Annotated in this window: 19 protein-coding genes and 2 riboswitches; of the genes, 15 read left to right on the top strand and 4 right to left on the bottom strand. The window is 61.6% G+C overall.

Annotated features, from left to right (window positions below; all coding sequences use genetic code 11):
- Window positions 1–14 precede the first annotated feature (14 nt).
- The 6 genes from ACRCJM_RS02075 to ACRCJM_RS02050 all read left to right on the top strand — a co-directional run bounded on the left by ACRCJM_RS02075 (window position 15) and on the right by ACRCJM_RS02050 (window position 10410).
- Complete coding sequence (locus ACRCJM_RS02075; RefSeq protein WP_431463620.1) at window positions 15–2537, top strand: HAD-IC family P-type ATPase; 2523 nt, start codon at window positions 15–17, stop codon at window positions 2535–2537.
- A 255-nt stretch (window positions 2538–2792) separates the two neighbouring features.
- Window positions 2793–4895 (top strand): glucose PTS transporter subunit IIA, encoded by a 2103-nt coding sequence (locus ACRCJM_RS02070; protein ID WP_431463619.1) that lies wholly within the window; start codon window positions 2793–2795, stop codon window positions 4893–4895.
- Window positions 4896–5028: 133 nt separating this feature from the next.
- Window positions 5029–5508, top strand: a complete 480-nt coding sequence (locus ACRCJM_RS02065; RefSeq protein ID WP_431463618.1) for a GNAT family N-acetyltransferase — start codon at window positions 5029–5031, stop codon at window positions 5506–5508.
- A gap of 253 nt (window positions 5509–5761) precedes the next feature.
- Window positions 5762–7516 carry an ABC transporter family substrate-binding protein gene (locus ACRCJM_RS02060; RefSeq protein ID WP_431463617.1) on the top strand — a complete coding sequence of 585 codons (1755 nt, stop codon included), beginning with the start codon at window positions 5762–5764 and terminating at the stop codon, window positions 7514–7516.
- 150 nt (window positions 7517–7666) lie between these two features.
- A complete protein-coding gene (locus tag ACRCJM_RS02055) occupies window positions 7667–9199 on the top strand; it encodes an ABC transporter permease (RefSeq protein ID WP_431463616.1) in 1533 nt (510 codons plus the stop codon).
- The gene (locus ACRCJM_RS02050; protein ID WP_431463615.1) at window positions 9199–10410 is read left to right on the top strand and encodes an ABC transporter permease; all 1212 of its coding nucleotides are present in this window, start codon (window positions 9199–9201) and stop codon (window positions 10408–10410) included. The genes ACRCJM_RS02055 and ACRCJM_RS02050 overlap by 1 nt, the downstream gene beginning before the upstream one ends.
- Window positions 10411–10501: 91 nt before the next feature.
- On the opposite strand, the gene ACRCJM_RS02045 is transcribed toward ACRCJM_RS02050, so the two are convergent.
- Window positions 10502–11122, bottom strand: a complete 621-nt coding sequence (locus tag ACRCJM_RS02045; RefSeq protein ID WP_431463614.1) for a hypothetical protein — start codon at window positions 11120–11122, stop codon at window positions 10502–10504.
- Between the two features lie 77 nt (window positions 11123–11199).
- On the opposite strand from ACRCJM_RS02045, the gene ACRCJM_RS02040 reads away from it, so the two are divergent.
- Window positions 11200–12951, top strand: coding sequence for an ABC transporter ATP-binding protein (locus ACRCJM_RS02040; RefSeq protein ID WP_431463613.1), 1752 nt, complete (start codon window positions 11200–11202; stop codon window positions 12949–12951).
- A gap of 60 nt (window positions 12952–13011) precedes the next feature.
- On the opposite strand, the gene ACRCJM_RS02035 is transcribed toward ACRCJM_RS02040, so the two are convergent.
- A complete protein-coding gene (locus ACRCJM_RS02035) occupies window positions 13012–13974 on the bottom strand; it encodes a phosphoglycerate dehydrogenase (protein ID WP_431463612.1) in 963 nt (320 codons plus the stop codon).
- Between the two features lie 110 nt (window positions 13975–14084).
- Window positions 14085–14741 (bottom strand): TetR/AcrR family transcriptional regulator, encoded by a 657-nt coding sequence (locus ACRCJM_RS02030; RefSeq protein ID WP_431463611.1) that lies wholly within the window; start codon window positions 14739–14741, stop codon window positions 14085–14087.
- A gap of 141 nt (window positions 14742–14882) precedes the next feature.
- Here ACRCJM_RS02030 and cls point away from each other — a divergent pair, with 141 nt between their 5' ends.
- On the top strand, window positions 14883–16382 hold the full coding sequence (gene cls, locus ACRCJM_RS02025; protein WP_431463610.1) for a cardiolipin synthase: 1500 nt from the start codon (window positions 14883–14885) through the stop codon (window positions 16380–16382).
- A 95-nt stretch (window positions 16383–16477) separates the two neighbouring features.
- Here the strand turns inward: cls and ACRCJM_RS02020 are convergent, their stop codons facing one another.
- Complete coding sequence (locus ACRCJM_RS02020; protein WP_431463609.1) at window positions 16478–17944, bottom strand: LLM class flavin-dependent oxidoreductase; 1467 nt, start codon at window positions 17942–17944, stop codon at window positions 16478–16480.
- Window positions 17945–18052: 108 nt separating this feature from the next.
- Window positions 18053–18153, bottom strand: a riboswitch (SAM riboswitch).
- 201 nt (window positions 18154–18354) lie between these two features.
- A riboswitch (SAM riboswitch) is annotated at window positions 18355–18449 on the top strand.
- 5 nt (window positions 18450–18454) lie between these two features.
- Here ACRCJM_RS02020 and ACRCJM_RS02015 point away from each other — a divergent pair.
- The 7 genes from ACRCJM_RS02015 to ACRCJM_RS01985 all read left to right on the top strand — a co-directional run bounded on the left by ACRCJM_RS02015 (window position 18455) and on the right by ACRCJM_RS01985 (window position 26665).
- Window positions 18455–19261, top strand: coding sequence for an ABC transporter ATP-binding protein (locus tag ACRCJM_RS02015; protein WP_431463608.1), 807 nt, complete (start codon window positions 18455–18457; stop codon window positions 19259–19261).
- An 8-nt stretch (window positions 19262–19269) separates the two neighbouring features.
- Window positions 19270–20310, top strand: a complete 1041-nt coding sequence (locus ACRCJM_RS02010) for an aliphatic sulfonate ABC transporter substrate-binding protein (RefSeq protein ID WP_431463607.1) — start codon at window positions 19270–19272, stop codon at window positions 20308–20310.
- Between the two features lie 18 nt (window positions 20311–20328).
- Window positions 20329–21171 carry an ABC transporter permease gene (locus ACRCJM_RS02005; protein WP_431463694.1) on the top strand — a complete coding sequence of 281 codons (843 nt, stop codon included), beginning with the start codon at window positions 20329–20331 and terminating at the stop codon, window positions 21169–21171.
- 265 nt (window positions 21172–21436) lie between these two features.
- On the top strand, window positions 21437–22333 hold the full coding sequence (locus tag ACRCJM_RS02000) for a DUF559 domain-containing protein (RefSeq protein WP_431463606.1): 897 nt from the start codon (window positions 21437–21439) through the stop codon (window positions 22331–22333).
- Window positions 22334–22650: 317 nt separating this feature from the next.
- Entirely contained in the window at window positions 22651–24759 is a 2109-nt protein-coding gene (locus tag ACRCJM_RS01995; protein ID WP_431463605.1) for an AMP-binding protein, read from the top strand.
- 74 nt (window positions 24760–24833) lie between these two features.
- Window positions 24834–25445, top strand: coding sequence for a hypothetical protein (locus ACRCJM_RS01990; RefSeq protein ID WP_431463604.1), 612 nt, complete (start codon window positions 24834–24836; stop codon window positions 25443–25445).
- Window positions 25446–25450: 5 nt separating this feature from the next.
- Window positions 25451–26665, top strand: a complete 1215-nt coding sequence (locus ACRCJM_RS01985) for a glutathionylspermidine synthase family protein (RefSeq protein ID WP_431463603.1) — start codon at window positions 25451–25453, stop codon at window positions 26663–26665.
- The last annotated feature ends 100 nt before the right edge of the window (window positions 26666–26765 follow it).

The following is a 26765-nucleotide window of genomic DNA, read 5'->3' as shown; positions in this document are numbered from 1 at the left end:
CCCAAGGAGCCCCTATGCCTCACACCGCGCCTGCCCACCGCGTGAATGTGAGTACCCCTCCAGACAGCGTCCTTGAGGCCGGTGGGCTCACCAGCGAGCAGGTCGCTGAGCGTACCTCTGCCGGGTTAGTGAATACGCAGAATAATGCGACCTCCCGCTCTACCGCGACCATTATCCGCACCCACCTGTTCACCATGTTTAACCTGGTGCTGGGGCTCTGCGGGCTAGCGGTGATTCTGGTGGGTTCCTGGCTCGATACCCTTTTCCTTTTGGCTGCTATTGCCAACGTAGTCATCGGCTTCACCCAGGAGTTCTCGGCTAAGCGTCAGCTGGACCGCATTGCCCTGCTGCGCCGCGATCCCGCCACCGCCCTGCGCGATGGCAAGCTGGTGCCGGTTACCCTCGATGAGCTGGTTCTTGACGACGTTGTGCTGCTCAAGCGTGGGGACCAGGTTCCTGCCGACGCCGTGGTACTCACCAGCGACGGCCTGGACCTTGATGAATCCCTGCTCACCGGCGAAAACGACCCCGTCGGCAAGGTGCCGGGGGACGGCGTCCTGTCGGCTTCATCCGTGATCGGCGGGTCGGGCAAGGTGCGGCTGACGGCGGTGGGGGCTACCTCCCGCGCCGCGAAGATTACGGCCGAGGCCCGCCAGTTCACCACCATCCATTCGGAGCTCCGGGCGGGTATGGAACGGGTGGTCACCTGGATTACCTGGGCCCTGATTCCCATCATTGCAATTGTACTGAACGGGCAGATGCAGGCCGCTGGCGGCTGGCAGCTGGCCCTTGATTCCGGCGCCTGGCGTGATGCCCTGATTACCTCTGTCTCGTCGGTGGCCTCCATGATTCCCCAGGGCCTGGCCCTGATGACCACGATTTCCTTTGCCGTGGCATCGGTTAAGCTGGCCCGCACCGAGGTGCTGATTCAAGAGCAGCCCGCCGTTGAGGTGCTGGCCCGCGTTGATACCGTCTGCTTCGATAAGACCGGCACCCTGACCGAGGGCGGGGTGCGCTTTGATTCGGTTCGCTCCCTGACCGGGCAGGTGTTCTGGGCAGAGACCGGGCATCAGGACGCCGCCGCCGCTTCCCGGGTTAAGGACGGCTGGGCTTCCGCCCTGGGCTGGCTGGGAGCCGACCAGAACGCCAACCCCACCGCGGCTGCCCTGAAAGAGCCCTTTGCTGAGGCAGCGGACGCCGCAGCCCCTGCCGGTGCTAGCGCTCCGGCTGCCGCAGGCGTCCTGCCCTTCTCATCTGCTCTGCGCTTTAGCGGCGTTGAGTTCACGGGCACCGGTGCCTGGCTACTCGGTGCCCCCGAGGCGCTTTTGACCGAGGGCTCTGCTGCCCGCGACCTGGCCGGTGAGCTGGCCGAGAGCGGGCTGCGTGTGCTGGTGCTGGCCCACGCCCCCGCCCTTCTGCGCGAGCCTTCCGGCAAGGTAGCCGCCCGGGTTCCTGCCGGTCTTGAGCCCCAGGTGCTCGTGATTTTCCGTGAGCAGGTACGCTCCGAGGCTCCCGAAACCCTGGCCTACTTCAGAAGCCAGGGTATCGACCTGAAGGTCTTCTCTGGCGATAACCCCCGCACGGTAGCGGCCGCAGCGGCAGCCGCCGGTATGGACGTCTCAGCCGGTGCGGTCGACGCCTCGACCCTGCCCGAATCTGGCCCTGAGCTGGTAGAAGCTGCCCGAACCCACGCCGTCTTTGGCCGGGTCTCCCCCGAACAGAAGAAGAACATGGTGCTGGGTCTGCGCGAGGCCGGGCACGTAGTAGCGATGACCGGCGACGGCATCAACGACGCCCTGGCCCTCAAGCACGCCGATCTGGGTATCGCCATGGGCAACGCAGCGCCCGCCACCAAGGCGGTATCGCGCCTGGTGCTTCTCGACGGACGTTTTGACCGCCTACCCGGTGTACTCGCCGAGGGGCGCAAGATTATCGCCAATATCGAGCGGGTCACCAACCTCTTCCTCACCAAGACCGCCTTCGCTATCCTGCTGGGTCTCACCCTGGGCGTGCTCTGCTGGCAGTTCCCTTTCCTGCCGCGCCAGTACTCCACCGCCGACCTGCTCATTGTGGGCGGCCCCGCCTTCTTCCTGACCATGCTGCCCAACACCCGCCGCTACGTCAGCGGCTTCTTGGGCAGGGCCCTGCACTATGCCCTACCGGCAGCCGTTATCATCACAGCGGTACTGGTCTTCGTCAACGGCTACGGGCGATCTCTCGCCGGAGTAGCTACAGCGGAAATTCAGACCGCCACCTTCATCGCCCTTGTACTCATGGGTATCTACAACATCACCACCGTAGTGCGGCCCGTGCGCGGCGTCCGCCTGGCTATCGTGGCGGCCATGTACGCCGGGCTGGCCCTGGTTCTGCTACTTCCGCCCTCGCTCTGGTACCACCAATTCACCATTCCTACCGGGGCATACTTACTCGCCACCCTAGGCTCAGCCGCTCTGGGCTGCCTGGCTATCGAAATCAACCTGCGCCTGCACACCGCCTGGCTGCGAGCCAAACACCCCCAGGTACTTGCACAGGGCTAACCTCAGGGAGTACGCTTGACCACGAACGGGGTTCACACCCCACACTCTATGTAGTCAATCATCAGGATTGTTACTGGTTCAGCAGGCAAGACCTGAGTTGCTATCAGCTCATACGGCACCGGTGCACCCGCACCCACGCCGCCTCCATGAGCACCCGTCTACCCGCATCAGGGCACACGGTTCGATAGGCAACTCGGGTCTTTTTCGTCTTAAACAACCGGCTAGCAGTCCGCACACACCAGTAAGGTTCCACCCGTGAACAACTCACAGATGGGCGAAAAGATTCTCGAAGGCCTGGGCGGCCCCGAGAACATCTCGCACTTTACCCACTGCGCCACCCGCCTGCGCGTGACCCCCAAGTCCAACAGCGCCATCGACCGCACCAAGATCGAAAACATCCCCGGCGTGCTCTCCATCATCGAGCAGTCCGGCCAGACCCAGGTCGTCCTCGGCGACAAGGTCGAATCGGTCTACAACGAAATGGTCAAGCTGCCCGGCATGAGCTCCGTGGGCGAAAGCTCCTCCAAGGGCGCAGTAGCCACCGACGAGAAGAAGGCCGGCGCCCTGACCCGCGTCTTCGACGTGCTCTCAGACTCCTTCCGCCCCATCCTCTGGGCACTGCTGGGCACCTCTATGATTCTGACCCTGATCGTCTTCCTGCAGCAGCTGGGCTACTTCGGTCAGTACACCGACCTCACCGGCCAGGTCGTTAACATCGACATCGTCAACGGCCCCCGCCTGGCCGACGCCGATGCCGCAGCCGCCATGCTCAACGAGTGGCGCGCAGCCTTCCCCTTCTGGTTCATCATGCTGGCAGCCTCCCTGTCAGTCCTGCAGTTCATGCCCATCATGCTGGGCGCAACCGCAGCTAAGCGCCTGGGCGCCAACATGTGGGTCGGTGCGGCTATCCCCGCAGCCCTCATGACCGGCACCTTCCAGGGCTTTGCAGACATCGCAGTGGACGGCGTCGTCCGCGTCCCCTTCCTGGGTCTTGACCTGCCCCTGTACGTCATGAACTACACCGGCCAGATCTTCCCGCCCCTCTTCGCAGCAGCTCTGCTGGCTCCCCTGGAGCGCTTCCTGAAGAAGGTCATCCCCACCATGCTGCACATGGTCTTCGTGCCCATGCTCTCCGTCATGATTCTGGTACCCCTGACCGCCTTCCTCATCGGCCCCATCGGCATCAAGTTCGCTCTGGCTATCTCTGACTTCATCGGCGGCGTCAACGAAATCGCCCCCTGGCTGGTCGGCGGCCTCATCGCCGGTCTCTACCTCTTCATGGTTCCCCTGGGTCTGCACTGGCCCCTGAACGCCGTCATGATCAACAACCTGCAGACCGACGGTGTGGACTTCATCCAGTCACCCATGGGCGCCTACAACTTCGCTGTCTTCGGCGTCGTCACCGGTGTTGCTATCGTGGCTCGCCGCAACAAGGAACTGCGCCAGACCGCTGTCGGTGCGGCTGCATCGGGTCTGCTCGGTGGTATCTCCGAGCCCTCCCTCTACGGCATCGTCCTGCGCTACAAGCGCGTCTTCCCCCTGATTCTGGTCCCCGCCATCATCGGTGGTGCCACCATCTCAGCCCTGGGTGTTAAGTCCTACGCCTTCGCCTTCACCTCGCTGATTTCTATCCCCGCAATGCAGCCCTGGTACCTCTACATGATTGGTCTGGCCATCGCCTTCTTCGGCGCTATGGCAGGTGTACTGATCTTCGGCTACGAGTCCAAGGACCAGAAGGCTGAAGCTGCCGCCAAGGCCGCAGCCGTTGCAGAAACCGGCATCGGCGAATCCGCTGCCGAGGCAGCTACCCCCGCAGCCACCGAGGTTCGCAGCGAAGCGGACGCCGCCACCGCCTCAGCTACCCCCTGGGCCGCTGAAGAGGCAGCAGCACCCGCAGCAGGCACCGTCCTGACCATGGCATCCCCCCTCGAAGGCCAGGCAGTTCCCCTGTCTGAGACCCCCGACCCCATCTTTGCCGCCGAAAAGCTCGGCAAGGGTGCTGCCATCGTCCCCACCGGCAACACCGTGGTAGCCCCCGCCGCCGGTAAGGTCTCCGTCACCATGCCTTCCGGCCACGCTATCGGCCTGAAGCTCGACAACGGTGTAGAACTTCTCATTCACGTGGGTATCGACACCGTCAACCTGAACGGCGAAGGCTTCGACGTGAAGGTTGAAAAGGGCCAGCGCGTCAATCCCGGCGACATCCTGCTGACCTTCGACCCCGAGATTATCAAGAACGCTGGCTACTCCCTGGTAACCCCCGTTCTGGTCACCAATACCAACCGCTTCGCTGAGGTTGAGGGCGCTACCGGCGCCGTCCAGCCCGGCTCTGAGCTGCTGAAGGTTACCACCAAGTAATCCCGCCGCAGCCTAGGCGTGCCGCCCCGTATCGTCCTTCCGGACGGTGCGGGGCGGCTTTCTATGCCTTTAAGCAAATCTCATAGTTACTGCCCGGTAATAAGCGCAGTTCAACGGGTTTTAGAATGACTGTATGTTTACCGTGAAATCCTTTTATGACCTGACTCTTGATGAACTCAACGAGATTTACCTGCTACGCGGGCTGGTCTTTGTGGTGGGCCAGAAGATTACCGAAGAGAACGAAATCGACCGGGCAGACCGGCAGGCCCTGCACTTCTTCCACGCCAATGAGCGCGGTGAGGTTTTGGCCTATCTGCGGCTTTTTGATTTGGCGACATTCTCGGACGAGTCCCACCCGGCAGAGCCCGGCGCCTGGACGCTGGGGCGGGTGGCAGTACATCCGGACGCCCGCGGCACCGGCCTGGGCCGCCACCTACTCAATGAGGCACTGACCTGGATTGAAGAAAACACTGAGGCCGAACGCATCTCTATTAGCGCCCAGGCCTACCTAGCAGAGAGCTACTACGGGGCGGCAGGCTTTGAAGTTGTGGGGGAGCCCTACCTGGAAGCAGGTATCGAGCACGTGCACATGGTGCGCCCCATCCAGCGCTAGCAAAAGAAGAAAAGCTACGCCAAATTCATGAGCTAAAAAGACGCTGTAACGTATTTTTTACATTTTTTTGAAGAGTTTTACATATAAACAGGGGTTTTTGTGGCGCAGTTCCCCAAAAGTGACCTAGTATATACATTACACATCGTGTGATTCACCACACCCAAGAGTTGGGAAGGCTTGCGCCGCCCCGCACACACAGGGTGAAGATCGCGGACCACAACATACATTTCCCCTTTTCAGCAAGGAGACACTAATGCGCAAGACCCGCATTTCCTCAGCTCTCGGCCTCTCAGCTGTAGCTGCCCTGGCTCTCTCAGCCTGCGCCAGCTCCGACACCGGCGCCTCCAGCACCTCAGGCTCCGACGCAGCTGCATCAGACAAGTCAGTTTCAATTGCTATCACCAACGTTTTCTCCTCACTGAACGTAGGCACCGCTGAAGGTAACTCAGACACCAACGGCGTCATCGCCAAGATGACCAACCGCGGCTTCTACACCATCACCAACACCTTCGACATCCGCCACAACGAGTGGTTCGGCACCTACTCCATGACTGAAGAGGGCGAAGGCATCAAGGTTGACTACAAGGTCAACGACGACCAGAAGTGGTCAGATGGCAAGGACATCGACAAGGGCGACCTGCTCCTGGCATGGGCTACCCAGTCCGGTCACTTCGACAGCGAAGACGGCGAACTCACCTACTTCGACTTCGCAGGTGAAACCGCTGGCCTCGGCGGCGCAGAGGTCCCCGTTGTGAGCGAAGACGGCCGCTCCATCTCCTTCACCTACCCCAAGGCTTTCGCTGACTGGGAAATCGCTTACGACATCGACAAGCCCGCCCACGTTGTTGCTGAGCTGGCCGGCATGACCGAAGACGAGCTCATCGAGACCATCGAGACCGCAACCCCCGGTGAAGAGAACGAGAACCTGCGCAAGATTGCAGACGCTTGGAACACCGGCTACAACACCACCACCTTCCCCTCCAACGAGGCTCTCACCGTCGGTAACGGCCCCTACCTGGTCACCGCCGTTGAAGAGAACCAGTCAGTTACTCTGACCGCCAACCCCAACTACCAGGGTGACAAGAAGCCCGCCATCAACGAGGTTGTGCTCAAGGTTCAGGGCGACGTTGCAACTCAGATTCAGGCTCTGCAGAACGGCGAAGTCAACGCTGTTGCCCCCCAGGCCTCCATCGACACCGTCTCCCAGCTGGAAGCTCTGAGCGGCGTTGTCACCGAGACCCAGCCCGACCAGGCTTACGACCACCTGGATCTGAACGTCAAGGAAGGCTCACCCTTCGCTGACGAGAACGTCCGCAAGGCCTTCCTGCTGACCGTTCCCCGCCAGGACATCGTCGACAAGCTCATCAAGCCCATGGATGCCGAGGCTCAGGTTCTGAACTCCCAGCTCTACGTAGCATCAGACTCCGAGAACTACGCCAAGACCGTTGAGTCCAACAACTCCTCTGAGTACCCCTCAGACGACATGGACGCCAACATCGAGAAGGCTAAGGAACTGCTGGGCGGTCAGACCCCCACCATCCGCATCCTCTACAACAACAAGAACCCCAACCGCACCAACTCCTTCCAGATGATCAAGGAATCCGCTGAGAAGGCAGGCTTCGTGGTTGTTGACGCCGGTAGCGAGCAGTGGTCATCCCTGCTGGCCGGTGGCGACTACGAGGCATCCATCTTCGGCTGGGTTTCCTCAGGTGTAGGTAACTCCTCACTGGGCCAGATCTTCAAGACCGGTTCATCCTCCAACTTCACCGGCTACTCCAACGCAACCGTTGACGCAGCAGCTGATGAAATCATGACCACCACCGATACCGCCCGCATCGAAGAGCTGAAGAAGCAGGCAGACGGCGAAATCTTCAAGGACGCCTACGGCCTGCCCCTCTTCCAGTCCATCGCTGTTACTTCGGTTTCCGACACCATCACCGGTGTACAGCCCAAGCCCGGTCAGCAGCCCCTGACCTGGAACATCGAAGAGTGGGACATCGCAGAGTAAGTACAGTTACGCTCTAGTCACGCTACAGATGGCAACTAACAATCTGTAACTGCCCTACGGCGCGGACGCTCACGAGCGTCCGCGCCTCTGGCTGTTTTGAGAGCACCCTCCTATTCCCAGGGTGTACTCCCCTACCCATCAGGATTCATCATGCTCATGTACTCCGTGAGGCGCCTGATCACCGCAGTTTTCATCCTCTTCGGTGCATCGTTCCTCATCTACAACCTCGTAGCAATCGCGGGTGACCCCCTCGAAGAGCTACGCACATCGTCCTCCCCTAACAAAGACGCACTCATTGCCCAGCGCATTGCTGCCCTGGACCTGGACACCCCCGCCCCGCTGCGCTACTTCAAGTGGCTTGGCGGCGTGCTCGGCTGCTTTGCAGGTAAGTGCGACTTTGGCCAGAACCTGGCAGGCACACCCGTCACCCAGCTTCTCTCTAACGCTGTCTACCAGACCCTTACCCTGGTCGTAGCAGCCACCGTGCTCTCCATCCTGATAGGTGTCAGCCTGGGTATCATCTCAGCCCTGCGCCAGTACTCAGGCCTGGACTACACCGTAACCTTCGCCAGCTTCCTCTTCTTCTCCCTGCCCTCCTTCTGGATCGCAGTTCTGCTCAAGGAATTCGTTGCCATCGGCTTCAACGACTTCCTCCGAAACCCGGTGGTCACCATACCCACAACCCTGCTCATATCGGTTCTAGCAGGCCTCTTCTGGTACTCTGCCTCCTTCGGCAAGCAGAAGACCCGTTACCTGATGGGCCTGTTGGGCTTCGCCATCACCGCAGGCGCTATCATCTTCGTCTCCACCACTAAGTGGTTCCTCACCCCCTTCCTGGGCATCCCCTTCATGCTGCCCCTGGGCCTGGGCGCCGCCATCATCTTCACTATCCTGGTTTCCGGCCTGCGTAACCGCCGTGCCCTGGGTGCAGGTCTAACCATGGTCGTCGCTGGCCTAGCTGCCTACTTCCCCCTACAGGACCTGCTCGACCTGGCTACCATGCTCATGGTCGTCCTCATCACCCTGGCATTCATGGCTCTGGGCTGGATTGTCGGTCTCGGTTGGGGTGGCTACGACAAGGGCCAGGGTGCCCGCGTCGGTATGCTCACCGGCCTGGCCATGGCTCTGCTAATTATCGCCGACCGCTTCATGCAGGCCTGGCCCGCCTACATCAGCAACAGCCGTATCAAGGGCCGTCCTATCCCCACCGCCAACGCTTCTACCCCCAACCTGCAGGGTGACTTCTGGATTCTGAACACAGATACCCTCACCCACATCCTGCTCCCCACCATCGCCCTAACCCTGATTTCACTGGCCTCCTACTCACGCTACTCACGTGCGTCCATGCTCGAAATCATGAACCAGGACTACATCCGCACCGCCCGCGCCAAGGGTGTCTCAGAGCGCTCCGTCGTCATGAAGCACGCCTTCCGCAACGCCCTGATTCCCCTGGCCACCATCATCGCCATGGACATCGGCGGCATCATCGGCGGCGCAGCGATCACCGAACGTATCTTCGCCTTCAAGGGCATGGGTACCCTCTTCCTCGACTCGCTGGCTCACACCGACCCCAACCCCGTCATGGGCGTCTTCCTGCTTACCGGCATCCTGGCGCTCGTCTTCAACCTTGTGGCTGACCTCCTCTACTCAGCCCTCGACCCGCGCGTGAGGGTGAAAGCATAATGAGCACCAACGACAAGAACCTCAGCTCAGGGCCCGCTAAGGAGCCCACCACCGAGACCACCGCCCTGCGCTCCGTCGAAACCAACGTCGACATCCGCGCCCAGGAGTCCGTGGGTAAGACCCAGGGCCAGATTGTGCGCAAGCGCTTCCGCCAGAACACCGGTGCGGTCATCTCACTGGCTATCCTGGTCGCCGTGCTCCTACTGGCCCTCACCTCCATCGGCGTGGGCCCCATCCCCGGCTGGTGGAAGTACAACTACACCGAGATGAACCCCATCGTCAACGGTGCAGCCCCCAACGCCCAGCACTGGTTTGGCCAGGACGCCACCGGCCGTGACCTCTTCGCCATGACCATGCGCGGTGTGCAGAACACCTTCCTGGTGGTCATCCTGATTACCAGCATCGCCGGCTTCCTCGGTGTGCTCTTCGGTGGCCTGGCAGGCTACTACCGCGGCTGGATTGAAGCCGTCATTATGCGCTTTACCGACATGGTCATCATCATCCCCCTGATGCTGCTGACCGCCGTGCTCGGTAAGCTGGCCGGTAGCTACTTCCACGGCATCTGGAACACCATCATGTTCGGTGTGGTCGTGGGTCTGCTCTTCTGGTCATCCCTGGCCCGTCTGGTCCGCGCAGAGTTCCTCTCCCTGCGCGAACGCGAGTTCGTGGACGCCGCCCGCCTGGCAGGTGCCTCGGACCTGCGCATCATCTTCAAGCACATCCTGCCCAACGCCATCGGCGTGGTCACCGTGAACGTGTCACTGATGATGAGCTCCGCTATTCTGACCGAAACCGCGCTCTCCTACCTGGGCTTCGGTATCAAGGCCCCCGACTGGTCACTGGGTTCACTGATTTCAGCGAACCAGTCAGCCTTCTCTACCCGCCCCTGGCTCTTCTGGTTCCCCGGCCTCTTCATTCTGGTGATTTCACTGGCCGTCAACTTCGTTGGCGACGGCCTGCGTGACGCCTTTGACCCCCGCCAGAAGAAGTTCAACCCCAAGAAGGCAACCAAGCGTACCGCCCACTCAGCCGAAAACGGCGTGGGTATCGACGGCTCAGCAACCACCCCCGCAGCAGCTCCTGCCGCAGCAGGCACCGCCACGGTACACACCTCCCTTGCCTCCGAGGTCGAGACCCCCGCCAGCAGCCGAACCTCAGACTCCCTTGACCAGGACCTGGACGGCCCGGCAGGCTCACCCCAGAACAAGTAGCTCTCATCGCACGAGGCGGTGAGCGCACCAGCACTCACCGCCTCGTTAATAACCGAATAGAGAAGGCAGAACCTCCCGGCCTACCGAAAGCTTAGAAGACTAAGCCAGCCACAGCGGCCAGAAGCAAAAGGACGAAAATAGCCAGCCCACGGGCGTCCACCCGCGACTGCTGAAGGGGATCAACCGCCCCCAGGGCCTCGTCCTCCACCAGCTCCTGCCAGTAGCCGCGCAGCACCAGGGCAACCGCCCCAGCCGCCGAATTCGGAAGATCCGAAGCGCGCACTGACCGCTCTGCACCGTAGGTGATAGCGGGCAAACGCTCAAGATCCTGACGATGGGCAGAAAGGGACGCCACCATACCGCTTGACGGCAAACCAAAAGCCTGAAAACGCTTGGTGGGAGTCACCAGGGTCAGATGGTACTTGGTTGAAATATCAATCAGGGCAGCGTAATTGACCCGGTGGGTTACAAAGGGGTTATAGATGGTGATGTCGTCGGCACCAGCAACCAGGCGAGATCGGCCCAGCACGTACCAGACCGTATAGGCCATCCACAATACGCCCCAGCCGCCGGTCAGTAGGGCCGAAAGGCCACCGCTGATAGCTAAGGCCACCAGCACGCTCGCTGCAACCAGCACAGCGCACCAGGTGTAAAAAGGGGCGGTCTTCACGCGAAAGGTAACCGGAGGGTTCTGCAAATACTGAGACTTCATAGTCTCTCGATTCTCTCAGATGAGACAGCTCAACCACACCAATCTTCTACAGAAACAACCAAGAGTTGGGAAAACCAGTGAATACACCAACCACTCAGCCAACCGGCGCCCAGCCGGTCCTCGAAGTCCGCGACCTCAGCGTTGACTTCGGCGTCGAACGTACCTGGGTTCCCGCCGCCATGAACCTCAACTACGAGGTGCATGCCGGTGAGGTCCTCGCCATTGTGGGTGAATCCGGCTCAGGTAAGTCCGTTTCGTCCATGGGTATGATCGGGCTGCTGCCCAAGAACGCCCGCGTCACCGGCTCCGTCAAGCTCAACGGCCGCGAACTCATTGGCCTGACCAACACCGAGCTGCTCAGCGTGCGCGGTGAAGAAGTCGCCGTAATCTTCCAGGAACCCATGACCGCCATGAACCCGGTCATGACCGTGGGCGACCAGATCGTTGAAACCCTGCGCCTGCACAAGAACGTCTCACCGGCAGAGGCCAAAGAAGAGGCCATCAAAATGCTTGAGATGGTCGAAATGCCCGACCCCATCAAGGCTTTCAACTCCTACCCCCACCAGATGTCGGGCGGTCAGCGCCAGCGCGCCATGATTGCCCAGTCGCTTTCGACCAACCCCAAGTTGCTCATTGCCGATGAGCCCACCACGGCGCTCGATGTGACCGTTCAGGCTGAAATTCTTGAGCTCATGCGCAACCTGCAGAAGAAGCTCAACTCAGCTATCATCCTCATTACCCACGACATGGGTGTAGTCGCCGACCTGGCCGACCGCGTCGCTGTGATGCGCCGCGGCCAGATCGTTGAAACCGGCGAAATCCACGAGGTCTTCAACAACCCCCAGCACGAGTACACCCAGGCCCTACTCGGTGCCGTACTCCACCTGGGTGGCGACGAAATCGACGTGAATGCCGCCATTGACGACGCAGCCGAGCACCAGCGTCCGGCCACCGCCCTGCTGGAACAGGTTGCCCCCCAGCGCACCGGCGAGGTCATTCTCTCCCTCAAGGACGTCGCCCTCGAATACCCCAAGCAGGGTCGTGTAGGCCCCTTCCGCGCTGTTACCGGCGCCAACCTCGAGATCCGTGCCGGTGAGGTTCTGGGTCTGGTCGGTGAATCAGGCTCCGGTAAGTCCACCATCGGCCGCGCCACCGTGGGCTTCCTGCAGGTCGCCGAAGGTGAGCTGAACGTCTGCGGCATTGATATGCGCAAGCCCAGCCGCAAGGACCTGGCCGAGGTACGCAAGCACGTAGGTATGGTCTTCCAGGACCCCTCATCCTCCCTCAACCCCCGCCTGCCCATTGGCGAATCTATCGGTGAGCCCATGATGCTTGCCGGCGTGGCTAAGGGTGCCGAGCTGCAGAAGCGTATCGAGGAGCTCCTGGACCGTGTAGAGCTGCCCCGCTCCTACCGCAACCGCTACCCGCATGAGCTCTCCGGTGGCCAGAAGCAGCGCGTCGGCATCGCTCGCGCCCTCTCCCTCAAGCCCAAGCTCCTCATTGCGGACGAGCCCACCTCAGCCCTCGACGTATCGGTCCAGGCCCGTGTGCTGGAGCTCTTCCAGGAACTCCAGGAAGAAATGGGCTTCGCCTGCCTCTTCGTCACCCACGACCTGGCCGTCATCGACGCCCTGGCAGACCGCATCGCGGTGATGCGCCGCGGCGAAATCGTGGAGCAGGGCCCGCGTGAGCAGATCCTGCGCCACCCCCGTGAGGTCTACACCCAGCGCCTGCTGGCTGCTGTTCCCCTGCCCGACCCGGACGCCCAGGCTGAGCGCCGCGAACTGCGCGCCAAGCTGCTGGACGAAACCGGCCACGTCGTCAGCTAAAGGCAACTAAAAGGAGCTCCACCAGATTTTGGTGGAGCTCCTTTTGTGTACCTAATACACCTAGTTCATCTTGTTGCGCCAGTTGGCGTCCTTGCCCGCGCGGGCATCGCGCAGGGCCTGCAGGTTCTGCTTGATGAGGGCTTCGGGCTCGACGGGGCGGCCGCCCGCTGAGTGGGGAGTGATGATGATGTTCTTGGCATCCCACAGGGGGTCGCTGGAGGGCAGGGGTTCTTCGACCACCACGTCGATGGCGGCACCGGCGATGCTCCCTGAGTTGAGGGCTTCAATCAGGTCTGCCTCGTTGACGGTGGGGCCTCGGCCCACGTTGATGACGTAGGCGCGCTGGGGCAGTTTGGCCAGGCGAGCGGCGTCGAGGGAGTTCTTGGTTTCCTCGGAGTTAGGCAGGATCATGACCAGGATGTCGGTGGTTTCTAGGACCGAGTCGATGTCGTCGGTGGCGACCACGGGGAAGTCCGCGCGCTCACCTGCTGAGCGGGCGATACCGGTGACCTCGGCGCCGAAGGCGTCGAAGAGGCGGGCGGTTGCCTGGCCGATAGAGCCAAAGCCCCAAATGGTGACTTTGGCGCCGAGCAGGGTGGTGACCTGGTCGGCGGGGTGGAGTTCCTGGGGGCCGCCGAGTTCGGTGGCCCAGTTCTTCTGTGCCTGGTGCTCGGCCAGGGTGGGCAGGAAGCGTACAAAGTTCAGGGCCAGGGCTAGAGTGTGTTCGGCAACGGTCTTTGAGTGCAGGCCGCTGCCGGAGGCGATGACGGCCTCGGGGCGGAAGCCCGCGGCGCGGGCCTGGTCGGGGCCTGCCAGCAGCGCCTGGACCAGCTCTACCTGCTGAAGGTGGGCGGCGGCGTCCTTAAGCTGGTCATTGGTGTTCCCCCATGCCACCAGTACGTCGGCGTCGTGGTGTTCGGGGGCGATATTGACGGTGGGGTCGTAGCTGACCAGCTCGTCGCCGGCTTCAGCGCCCAGGGCGCTCTGGTCAAGGGTGATTGATGTGGGCAGAAGAATCTTCATGGTGTACTCCTTTGTTCCAAGTGTTAGGCGCGGGGGCACCCACTAGCCACTTTACCCCCGCAGGGCACTGCTGTTTCTACCCGTGACGCAGCATGACGGACGGGCCGCGGCTAGTCCTCGCGCAGCAGGTGGCGGAAGGTCTGCACGGCCTCGCGGATTATCTCATCACGTTCAGTGCTCTCGGGCACACCGCGAGTGTAGTCCATATAGCGGAGCAGGGCCGAAGTGATACAAAGGGCTGCACGCAGGCGGGGTTCTGAGGCCCCTTCTCCGGCTTCACTTTCAGGCAGGTAGGGCCAGGGGCCGCGGCGTCCGCTCGCGCTGAACTCCACCCAGTTGACGGTGCGCAGCAGGTCAGCCAGGGTCTTTTCGCACTCGATATGGTGGGTTTTCAGGCGGTAGCGCAGCTCCGGGTACTCCTGCACTAGGGGGCGCACCTGCGGGTAGGTGGGGCTATCAACCGATGCGACTATGATGTCGAGCATCAGGTGGGCGACGCGCTCAAAGATGTAGAGGTCCTGGCGGGCAGCATCGCGCTGTAGGATGTCATCGGTGATGACGGGGGCGCGCAGGCCGAGCACGGCGTCCTCTTTACTGGCGAAGTAGTTGAAGAGGGTGCGGGGGCTGACCCCGGCAGCTTCAGCGATTTCGTCGGTAGTGGTGGCTTTGAGGCCCTTCTCAAGCACAAGCTTGAGTGCGGCCTCGTGAATCGCGGTGTGGGTTCGCTCCCGGCGCTGCTGGCGCACGGACTTCTCGGGTTTCTTCACACCACCAGTCTATTGCAGAAGTGCAGGTCGCGGGGCCTAGTGGAAGTTCCCCTACAGGGTAGAAGAAGGTCACCCCCTAAATCATCTGTTTATGTGAGAAGACCCGTTCGCCCGGGGCAAGACCCCGCTAGACTGAAAAATGTGAACTTCAGCCTGCCTTTTCTCAACATCCCTAACCTGCCGGACTGGCTCTCGGTAACCCTGGTCGTTATCGATATCTTGATCCGCATCACCGTCATTTTCTGGCTGCCCTACAACCGCAAACCCGTGGTTGCGCTGGGCTGGCTGATGGCGATTTTCTTTATTCCCTTCGTGGGCCTGTTTGCTTTCTTAATTTTTGGTTCAAACCTGGTGCCCCGGCACCGCCGCAGCCGCCAGCGCAGCATGAACCAGATTATTAAAGACTCCATCGAGGGGGACGACGCCGTGCTGGGCGACCCGGAGCTCTCTGAGCCTGCGCGGGTGGCAGCTAACCTCAACTACAAGCTCGGTGCCCTGCCCCTGATTGGCGGCAACGACTTCGAGCTACGCCACGACAACAATGCGGCCCTGCAGGAAATCGCCGAGAAAATCGACCAGGCTAAGAAGTACGTTCACTTCGAGTTCTACATCACCGCCCTCGATAGCACCACAGAGCCCCTCTGGGATGCCCTGGTGCGCGCCCACCAGCGCGGTGTAGCGGTTCACGTGCTCATCGACCATATCGGGTCCCGCAAGTACCCCCGCTGGAAGGAACTCCAGCGCAAGCTCAACGATGCAGGGGTACCCTGGCGGCTCATGCTGCCCCTCAAGCCCTGGAAGGGCCAGTGGCAGCGGCCCGACCTGCGCAACCACCGCAAGATTGTGGTCATCGATGGCGAGCTGGCTTTCTCCGGCTCCCAGAATGCTATCGATAGCACCTACAATCTCAAGGGCAACATCAAAAAGGGCCTAGTGTGGAAGGACCTCTCCTTCTTCTGCACCGGCCCCGTGGTGCACGAGCTCAACGCGGTTTTCGTCTCTGACTGGTACGCCGAAACCAAGGAACTCCTGCTCGATGAAATCGACGCCGACATCGAAGCCAACGAAGAGGCAGGGCAGGAGGGCCAGCGTCCGCTCGCCCAAATCGTGCCTTCTGGCCCCGGTTTCGAAACCGAAAACAACCTGCGCCTGATCAACCACCTGATTTACAACGCAGAAGAACGCATCATCATCTGCTCCCCCTACTTCGTACCCGAAGAAACCCTGCTGCAGGCCCTAACCAACATGGCACTCTCGGGTATCGACGTGACCCTGATCGTCTGCGAGAAGGGCGACCAGTTCCTGCCGATTATGGGGCAGCGCTCCTACTACGAGCAGCTGCTCCGCTTGGGTGTGAACATTCAGCAGTACCCCGGCCCCACCGTGCTGCACTCCAAGTTCATGATTGTGGACGATGAAATCACCTTCATCGGCTCCTCCAACATGGACCCCCGCTCCTTCGCCCTCAACTTTGAGGTCTCCACTTTTATCGTGGGCAAGGCTATGGTGCAGGAACTCGAAGGCGTAGCCCGGGACTACATCTCCCGCTGCAAGCGCCTGCGCTACGACGAGTGGGTCAACCGCCCCAACCACCAGAAGGTTGCCGAGAACCTCTGCCGCCTGTGGAGCGCCCTGCTCTAACCGTCGGCACGGCATAAAGACGATAAGGACGCCGCCCTGCACTCCCCTGCCCGTTGGCAGGAAGGTGCGGGGCGGCGTCCTTACAGCTCTAAGACCTAGTGGCCTGCGTCCTCAGCCTTCTCAGCGTTCTCAATCGCCAGCTTGAGGAAGTCACGGGCCGGGGTGTCGGCAGCGGAGGGCTTACCCGCGTAGGCACCGCGGTACTTGGCAGCCGGGTGACGCTCGTCCACGTACTTGTTACCCTCACCGAAGAGGCTCTCGCGCAGGGTGGAACCCTCATAGGCGGTGCGGTAGCGGCCGCGCTTCTGCAGCTCGGGAACAACGAACTCAACGAAGTCCTCAAAGGAGCCAGGGGAAACGTGGTAAGCCAGGTTGATGCCGTCCAGGCCGCCCTCGTCAATCCACTTCTCCAGCTCATCGGCAACAGTCTGGGGGGAACCCACCAAAACCGCACCCATGCCGCCGGTGGCGCAGTGCTCGGCGATGTCCTTGCGGGTCCACTCCTTCTCCTTATCCTGCAGGGTGAAGGGGGTCAGGAAGGACTGAATCGACTCGGTCTCAACGTACTTGAGAGCCTCGTCCTCATCGAACTGGTCCAGGTCAAGGCCGCTCCAGCCGCCGATGATGCCCTGGGACGCCTCAACGTTCTGGTACTTGAGGTACTCGGCGTACTTGGCCTGAGCCTTCTCGTCAGTCTCGTCCACAACAACGGAGAGCATAGCCAGGATCTTGACGTCATCGCGCTTGCGGCCGGCCTTTTCAGCCTCAGAACGGATACGCTCGGTCAGAACCTTGGTCAGGTGGGGGCGCAGGGCGGTGATGAAGATAGCCTCAGCGTGCTGGCCAGAGAAAGCCTGGCCACGGGAAGACGCACCGGCCTGGAAAATCACGGGGGTGCGCTGGGGGGAAGGCTCACTCAGGGCGATGCCGGGAACCTGGAAGTACTTGCCCTTGTGCAGGATGGGGTGCACCTTCGAGGGATCAGCGAAGACGCCGTTTTCGCGGTCGCGGGGTACCGAGCCGTCCTCCCAGGAGCCCTCCCAGAGCTTGTAACAGACATCGAGAAACTCTTCGGCAATCTCGTAGCGCTCATCGTGCTCAATCTGCCCGGGCAGACCCTGGTTCTCAGCAGCAGACTGCAGGTAGGAGGTCACCACATTGAAGCCCACACGGCCGCCGGTCAGGTGATCCAGGGTGGAGTAGGAACGGGCCAGGGTGTAGGGCTGGTTGTAGGTGACAGCGGCAGTCACGCCAAAGCCCAGGTGCTCGGTCACAGCGGCCATAGCAGAAATCTGCAAGAAGGGGTCACCCACAGGAACCTGGGCGCCGTCCTTGAGGACGGGAGCTACTGAATCCTTGTAGACATCGTAGACACCCACCACGTCAGCGATAAAGACAGCGTCGAACAGACCCTTCTCGCAGACCTTAGCCAGGTCGGTCCAGTACTTGATGGTGTTGTACTCATCCGCCCGGTTACGGGGGTGACGCCACAGACCAAAGCTCTGGTGGCTGGTGGTGGTCATATCGAAGGCGTTGACGACGATGCGCTTCTTCTCGGTCATGAACCGGGCCCTTTCACAGGTGGTGCTTGGCCCTCCGCGCCCGTGCTGCCACCGGCGTCCTTACCCAAAGTAAAAGGCACCGAGCCTTCGCGAAGGTGGCGCCTGGTTGCGCCGTACTTGCATTACTGCCTGATCCTCATCTGGGGCACCCCGCTACGGGAGAGGGTTGCCGCCCAACTAGCCAGAGCTTCGCGTTGGGACTCTTGATCTTGAGATTTAGTGTAGCCCGCCCAGCACGCCCAGGTGCAAGCATCTGAGGCTACGTTTCACATTGTGGCACGGGGTGAGTCGCGTGTAACCGGGCAGCGAGTTTCGGTCAGTTTTACCCACAGCGTCACACTCGTAACCGGCCGAAATACCGCGTCATACTCTTGCCCAGTTCCAACAAACGCCCCTAGCGTTGAAAGCGTTAACCATCCAGAGCGACCGAGAGACTTGGCTCAACGACGTCGCAGCAACCTCCCTCACTACAGGGGTCGGTGCTAACGCCAAGAGACGATGGAGAAAAGCATGAGCGCACCCACGCTAGAACGCACCCCCACCACCCTCACCGCCTGCGGCATTGACTTCAAGGCCGTCGGCAAAACCTTCATCGGCGAGCGCGGCGAGACCCGCACCGTCCTTGAAGACGTCTCCTTCACCGCCTACCCCGGTGAGATTATCTCGATCATTGGTTCCTCGGGTTGCGGCAAGTCCACCCTCTTACGGGCTGCCGCGGGCCTGGGCGCAGCGACCGCCGGTACCGTCACCATCGATGGCAGCCCGGTGCGCGGCCTGGACTCCCGCGTGGCAATTGGCTTCCAGGAGCCCCGCCTGCTGCCCTGGCGTACCGTTGAGAAGAATGTTGCCCTGGGGTTGCCCAAGGGAACACCCAAGGACGCCGCCCGCGAGCAGGTTGCCCGCCTTCTGGACGTCGTGGGGCTGGCAGACTACGCCCAGCACCGCCCCCGTGAGATTTCCGGTGGCATGGCTCAGCGCGCCTCCCTGGCACGGGCGCTGGCGCGGAACCCCGGCGTCCTTCTGCTCGATGAGCCCTTCGGCGCCCTCGATGCCCTCACCCGCATCAACATGCAGGATCTGCTGCTCGATATTCATGCCCACGACCCGGCCACCGTCCTGCTGGTCACCCACGACGTGGAAGAAGCCCTCTACCTCTCAGACCGGGTGATTGTGCTGGGTAAGCCGGACCCCACCGCACCCGCGACGATTGCCCGCATTGTTGAGGTGCCCGATCACCGCCCGCGCGACCGCGGCAACCCAGCGCTATCGTCCCTGCGTAAAGAACTTTTGGCCGAACTCGGCGTTGAAGAACACTAGGAACACACATGTCACTCATTTCTCGTCTCACCACCACTTCTGCCCTGCTCGCAACCGGCACCCTTCTGCTCACTGGCTGCTTGGCTGGGGAAAACGCTTCTACCGCTGACACTTCTGCCGCTGCGGGCGACACCACCGTCACCATCGACTACGCCACCTACAACCCGCTCTCCCTGATTATCAAGGAAAAGGGTTGGCTTGAGACCGCCCTACAAGAGCAGGGTAAGGACGTCGAGTGGGTACAGTCAGCCGGTTCGAACAAGGCTAATGAGGCCCTGCGTTCCGGTGCGATTGACGTGGGTTCCACCGCGGGCTCAGCTGCCCTGCTGGCTCGCTCTAACGGCTCCCCCATTCAGGTGATTGACCTCTACTCCCAGCCCGAGTGGTCAGCTCTGGTGACCCGCACCGATACCGGTATCTCATCGGTGAAAGACCTGGCCGGTAAAAAGGTAGCCGTCACCAAGGGCACCGACCCCTACTTCTTCCTGCTCCAAGCTCTTGAAGAAGCAGGTGTGTCACCCGATGAGGTCACCATCGAGCAGCTACAGCACGCCGACGGCCGCACCGCCCTCAACCAGGGCACCGTAGACGCCTGGAGCGGCCTTGACCCCATCATGGCCAGCGCCGAAATTGAGGACGGCAACATCCTCTTCTACCGCAACGTCGACTTCAACACCTACGGCTTCCTGAACGCCACCGAGGACTTCATCGAGAGCGACCCCGAAGCCGCCCAGACCATCGTTGACGTCTACGAATACGCCCGCGACTGGGCACTCGCCAACGAAGAAGAGGCCGTGCAGATTCTGGCGGACGGCTCCGGAATTGAGCTTGAAACCGCCCAGGTCGTCTGGGACCGCACCTACCTCGATATCGATAACGTACCCGGCGACAAGCAGCTCGCCGTGCTGGAGAAGGTCGGCCCCTACCTGGTTGAATCCGGCGACGTTGCCTCACAAGACGAAGTAGACACCGCCCTGGGCAGCATCGTCAACGATACCTTTGCCCAGAAGGCCGACCCCGCCCGCATTTCAACCCTGGTGGCTGAGTAATCATGTCAGTTACCTCTGATCTCACCACCCAACCGGCAACCCGCCGCCGTCTGGCGCGCACCGAAACACCGGCGTCCGCGAAGGTACCCCGCCGCCCCCTGCTCACCCGCCGCTGGGCACCCTGGCTCGGCGCCCTGCTTCCCCCTGGTTCTGCTGGCGCTCTGGCAGTACCTGAGCACCGCCGGAGTCTTTAGCGCGGTGCAGCTCCCTGCCCCTTCGAAGGTAGTTGCTGCCGCCCTTGATCTGGCAGGACGCGGGCAGCTCGGCCTGCACGTTGCTATCTCGACCCAGCGCGTGGTTCTGGGCTTCAGCATCGGGGCTACCCTCGGGCTGGTGCTCGGAGCCTGGGTAGGGCTCTCCCGCTGGGCCCAGGTGCTCGCCGCCCCCACCATCGGCGCCCTACGCGCTGTACCGTCGCTGGCCTGGGTGCCGCTGCTGCTGCTCTGGATCGGCATCGGTGAGAACTCCAAGGTCACCCTCATCGCTATCGGCGCCTTCTTCCCCGTCTACACCACCGTCTCGGCGGCCCTAGCCCACGTGGACCCCAAGCTGGTTGAAGCGGCCCGCACCTTCGGCGTCCGCGGCATCAACCTCTTTACCACCGTGCAGCTACCTGCCGTTCTGCCCGCTGTGGTCTCGGGTCTGAGGCTGGCCCTGGCGCAGGCCTGGCTCTTCCTGGTCGCCGCCGAACTGCTTGGTGCTTCGATGGGGCTGGGCTTCCTGCTCACCGACTCCCAGAACAACGGCCGCACCGACCGCCTACTCCTGGCCATCGTGCTACTCGCTATCCTGGGTAAGATCACCGACGCCCTGCTGGGTGTGTTCGAACGCTGGGTCAAGGCCCGGTTCCCCAGCAACTAGAAGACGAGGTGGGCGGACGCGCCGGGTTGAGGGGCGAGGGCGCGACCGTCCGTGAACGTAACCGAAAGCTTCATCTGCATGTTCTTTGAACACGCAGATGAAGCTTTTGGCTACCTATAGCACTGGTGAAGCTCCCCTGTGGAAAACAGCCCTTCAAGCGTCATACAAACGCATAGAGGTATAAACCCACACAAAACACCCCGAGTTATCCACAATTTATATATAACCCCTTGTCATGGACGAAACTATAGGAGACATTCATGGCATGGAACAATTCTTTACCGAAGTAAAAACCTCTACGGAGCTGCGCCATCTCGGGAAGTCGTCCTCAAGCATCACCAGGGCGTGTCAGGGCGGAACCCTTCGTCGCATCTGCCGCGGAGCCTACATCAAGACCTCCACCTGGAACAGCTGGGATGCCCGCGCCCGCTGCATCGCCCAACACGTAGGGTTTCTCAAAACCAGATCAGACTTCGTGCTCAGTCATGTATCTGCAGCACTCTGGTGGGACGCGCCCCTACTGCGGCTCCCCCGCAAAATTTGGGTTAGCCATCCAATGGAGACCGTCCGCTCTACCCCAAAAGTCCATGTCAGCCGTGCCCGAAAGGCAGTGTGCTCATCTGCTGTCTTCCATCAAGCAGCTTTTGTCACTCCTCCCCTACAAACAGCAGTCGACTGTGCGCTGACTCTGCCCATACTTGATGCCCTGTGTATCGTGGACTTTTTTCTCAACCAAGGACTCATCGCCGCTTCTGATTTCACCAGTACCATCACGGGTTTACGTTGCAAAGGGGTCAAAAACGCGCGTGAGGTCAGCCGTCTCATGAGCGAACGCTCAGAATCTCCTGCGGAAACGGTGACCCGCTATCGAATTGCGATGTGGGGGTTCACCCCGCCCAAGGAACAGGCAACCATTTGGGTGGGAAGTTCCTACTACCGCCCCGACTTTCTGTGGGAAGAGCTCAAACTCATCTTAGAAGTCGACGGTTACGTCAAATATGATGGCACCTACGGCGACCCTAGGGCAGCTATCCGCGCTGAGAAAAGACGCCACCGTGACCTTGAGAAACTTGGGTACCGGGTCATTAGGGTGCAGTGGGAAGACATCGTGCATCACCCGGAAAATTTACGCACCCTTTTGGTTAATGCCGGGGTGCGGTAACGTGGCGTGTGCTCGGCGAATGTCGTCAAAACCTTCATGTGCATGTTCTTTGAACGCGCAGATGAAGGTTTCGGTTACATTCGGGGGCGACGCAGACGGACGGACGCGCGTCACGCGGCGTCATAAACGTTAAGGGGCGTCACGGTTTAGTAGCAGTGGCTCGCAGGTGCTTACCCTGAAAGAGATTTTGTCCATCAAGAGCGATACGAGAGACCTGGCTCTACGACGATCGCAGCAACCACGCCGAACAAGCCGCCCACGGGCGTCCTGCGAGAACCGGCGCCGGTGCTACAGCCAGCTACCGATGGGAGATACCCTTGGGCGCACCTGCCGACTTCGTGTACACCGACCCCTTCAACCCCACGCCCAACCCGGCGCTCATCTCAGACGAGGCCCGAATCCAGTTCTGGGCTGACCAGGCCAAGGCCCGCCTGACCTGGGGTGAGATGTTTGACGAAGCCAACCCTCACACCTTCGCCAAACCGCAGAGCCTGGGCCTCGATGATGAGGGTATCGAGCAGTTCACCGTGCCCGAGATTAAGTGGTTCGAGGGCGGCAAGCTCAACGTTGCCTACAACTGCGTAGACCGCCACGTCGAAGCGGGTCAGGGCGATAAGGTGGCCCTCTACTTCGAAGGTGAACCCGGTGACCACGAGGCTATCACCTATGCCGAGCTGCAGCGCCGGATCGCTAAGGCAGCCCACGGCCTGGAGAAGCTGGGCGTCGGCAAGGGTGACCGTGTGGTCATTTACCTGCCGGTGATTCCCGAAACCATCATCTTCACGCTTGCCTGCGCCCGTATTGGCGCTATTCACTCCCTGGTCTTCGGCGGCTTCTCAGCCGAGGCCCTGAAGTTCCGCGTGGAAGATACCGGCGCTAAGGTACTCATCACCACCGACGGGCAGAACCGCCGCGGCACCGTGGTTCCGGTCAAGGCGACCGCCGACGAAGCCTGCTCGGGTGAGAACAGTATCGAGCACGTCATTGTGGTTGACCGCACCGCGGGCACCCCCGAAGCCCACGCCGCTGTGCCCTGGACCGAGGGCCGCGACGTCTGGTACCACGACCTGGTCGATAACCTACCCGACACCCACGACTACCAGCTCTTTGACGCTGAAACCCCGCTCTTTATCATCTACACCTCCGGCACCACCGGTAAGCCCAAGGGCTTGGTGCACACGTCCGCGGGCTACCTGACCCAGGTGGCCTACACCCACGCCCTGCTCTTTGACCTGCTCCCCGAGATTGAGGACGAGCAGGGCCAGCGCCGCGTGGACGAGCTGGCAACCGTCAACGACCCCGCCAAGGTCAAGGACACCGTCCACTGGTGCACCGCAGACCTGGCCTGGGTCACCGCCCATACCTACGAAATCTACGGGCCCCTGCTCAATGGCGTCACCGAGGTAATCTACGAGGGCACCCCCAACACCCCCACCTTTGAGCGCCACTTCGAGGTGATTGAACGCTACGGGGTCACCAACTATTACACGGCCCCCACCCTGATTCGCTCCCTCATGGGTGCCTTCCCTGACGGCCCGCCGGCGGGCAAGTACGACCTCTCAGCGGTGCGTCTGCTGGGTTCGGTGGGCGAGTCCATCAACCCCGAGGCCTGGCGTTGGTTGCGCACGCATGTAGGCGGGGGCACCGCGTCCTTCATCGATACCTGGTGGCAGTCTGAGACCGGCTCGACCGTGTGCTCGCCGCGTCCGCACGACCCCCAGTTCGCGCCCGCTGGCACCTTTGCGGACGACGCCCCCCGCACCGGCTCCAAGCCCGGCTGTGCGACGCGGGCAGTTCCGGGTATCTCAACCCGCGTGGTCGATGAGCACGGGACCGACGTTGAGCCCGGCCTGCAGGGCTTCATTGTGGTCGATAAGATTGGCCCGTCCATGGCCCGCACGGTCTGGGGCAACCCCCAGCGCTACCTCGATTCCTACTGGCGCCACTACGGCGAGCGCGGCTGGTTCCTGGCCGGTGACGGTGCCAAGGTCGATGATGAGGGCGATGTCTATATTCTGGGCCGTATCGACGATGTTATTAACATTTCGGGCCACCGCCTGTCGACCATTGAGATTGAGTCTGCCCTGGTCACGCATGAGGCTGTGGTGGAGGCCGGGGTCTGCCCGGTGGAGGATGAGCTGACCGGCCACCAGGCGGTTGCCTATGTGACCCTCTCTGAGGCCGGTCAGGCGCTGAGTCCTGAGGAGCTGAAGAAGGCTCTGACCGAGCATATCCGCCACGAGATTGGCCCGATTGCCAAGCCCAAGGACGTCATTGCGGTAGCCGACATCCCTAAGACCCGGTCGGGTAAGATTACCCGCCGTCTGCTGGGTGAGCTCTACCAGGGCCGCGCGCTGGGCGATACCTCTTCCCTGCAGAACGAGGAAGCGCTCGAAGCTATCGCTCAGGTGCTGGCTGCCCGCTAAACGCACCTGCGCAGGTGAGCGCCTACCCGACCTAAAATAAGGAGGGAAGGCACTCACTACCATCGGGAGATTTCATGCCAAGGTTCTCACGCGCGACCAAGACCGTGCTGGCCCTGCTTGCGGGCGGGGCGGCCATTATCGGTATTGGCGCTACCAACCACGCTACCCCTGCCCGTGTGGCGCCGCTGTTGGGCAGTTCGTCCTCGTCGTCACAGAAGCAGGGCGGACGCTCCTCCACCAGTTCGCAGATCAGCGGCAGCTCCAAGGAGTACGCTGAGATTTGCTACGACCCCGGCACCGGCCAGCGTCTTGAGAACTCCGAGTGTGAGGACGGCAGCGGCTCAGGTTCCAGCGGTGGCGGCGGCACCGGGCGCTCCTACTGGGTTCCCTATTCTTCGTCGTCAACCCTGCCCAAGGTGGGTGAGAAGGTGGCAGGCGGTTCGGAGAGCCGCCCGTCCGATGGCACGATCTTCCGGAACCTGCCCTCGCAGGGCGGCGGGTTTGCCGAGTCTTTCCGCGAGTCAAAGAGCTCTTATACCGTGGAGAACTCGCAGGTGAAGTCGAGCCAGAGCGGGGACTCCTACGGCGGTTTCAATCAGGACGCTAACAAAGACACCACCACCAAGAAGAGTCGCGGCGGCTTTGGCGGCGGGTCGAAGACCGGCGGCGGAACCAAGGGAGGCTAAGGCCAATGAGACGACTGTCCTTCCCGCTGGGACGCCATAACTGGGAGCAGACTATCGCCGCTGAAGGGCTGGTCTATTCGCTCGAAGGTCCCGACGACACCGACCACTACTGGAACGAGTTTGCTGCCTACGAGTTCACCGTGGCCGAGGCCCTCTGGCTGCAGGAGCAGGTCGAAGAGGCCCACCGCATGTGCGTTGCTGCCATCGACCACATCATTGCCGGCCCCCTCAAGTACAAGCTTGGGCTGAGCGACGCTGCGCTGAAACTGGCGATTGATTCCTGGCGCTGGCACGAATACGACTTCTACGGCCGCTTTGATTTTGTCTACAACCCCGAGACTCACGCGCTCAAAATTCTGGAATACAACGCCGATACCCCCACCGGCCTGGTGGAGGCGGCAGTCAGCCAGTCCACCTGGTTCAAGGATCAGCGCCTGGATTTGCGCGGCTTCAAAGAGTGGAACGACCTGGGTAACGCCTTTGTCGCCCGCTGGGCGCAGATCCGCCAGCGGGTCAAGCACCCGGTTCTGCACCTGGCCTGCGTGAACGAAGAAATCGACGAGCTCGGCGAGGACATTGAAAACCTCAAGGTCGTAGCCCACGCCGCGCACATGGCGGGCTGGGAAACCCACATCATGCGCATCGACGACCTCTACTGGGACGCCGACCACCGCATCTGGCTCGATCACCACGACCGGCATGTGCACAACCTCTTCAAGCTCTACCCCTGGGAAGACATGGTTGAGGACGCCTACGGGCAGGTCCTCTTCAACGGCGGCTACGCTGCCATGGAGAACTGGTTTGAACCGGCCTGGAAGATGTTCCTCTCCAACAAGGTACTGATGGTGGCCCTCTGGGAACTCTACCCGGGGCACCCGCTGCTGCTGCCGGCGTCCTTGTCACCCGACCACGGCTTCACCAACTGGGTCAAGAAACCCATCTTTGGGCGGGAGGGCGACGGTATCGTAGTGAACGCCCCGACCCACGGGGTGCAGGTTGCCCACACCGACGGCTACATGACCGAAACCGCCGCCGACCACGAGTACATCTACCAGCAGTACGTGCAGCCGCCCAACTTCACCGGGGACGCCGGCGAACCCAACTACCCCGTTATCGGGGCCTGGGTGGTGGGCGGACGCTCCGTGGGCTTCGGCGTGCGCGAATCAGACGGGGCAATTACCGACGGCTACTGCCGGTTCGTGCCGACGGTGCTCAAGTAAGCGAGTAGGTGGCGCAGACTCACAGCGAAGCTGCTGGCTCGGCGGCTGGCGTGAATCGCCTCGTGAGCGAAGCGAACCAGGCGAGAGGGTCGGCAGCGAG

Origin of the sequence: Rothia sp. L_38 (assembly GCF_050689125.1) — a bacterium.
Classification (GTDB): domain Bacteria; phylum Actinomycetota; class Actinomycetes; order Actinomycetales; family Micrococcaceae; genus Rothia.
Note: the sequence above shows the minus strand (reverse complement) of the source record. Positions and strands in the feature narration are given on the sequence as shown.